This is a genomic window from Acinetobacter endophylla, from assembly GCF_053543775.1.
The window spans coordinates 1-339 of sequence record NZ_JBLVOM010000196.1 but is presented as its reverse complement, the minus strand read 5'-3'; the positions used below and the strand labels follow the sequence as shown (position 1 = coordinate 339).

Sequence of the window (339 nt, the reverse complement as noted above, 5' to 3'; positions counted from 1 at the left end):
TTTATTAGTGATATTCAAGCGCAAGTTAATGATGAATATTTAATTGGAATATTTAACGAATTAAGAGGATTTATGCTCGTAGGTAATTATAATGCCATAGAGAAAGCTGCGGAATTAATAAATATTCTTATGGATAATAAATTATCTACATACCAGACAGATATTTTTTGGCATCTGAAGCACTTAGCTATTTGTATTGAGACAATAATTGATAATAGCATATGGAATAATTTATCTGATGTTTTTTCAACGAATTATTTAGAACAATTAATCAAATCTAAACCTTCCGTGCTGGAACTGTGGCCTAATCAACGGGCAGTTGTTAATAATCCAGAAGGG

Annotated in this window: 1 protein-coding gene; it reads left to right on the top strand. The window is 30.1% G+C overall.

What is annotated here, in order from left to right; all coding sequences use genetic code 11:
* Nucleotides 1-339, top strand: a 339-nt coding sequence (locus tag ACNPNW_RS06295; protein WP_448766753.1) for a hypothetical protein, incomplete at both ends; no start/stop codon positions are given.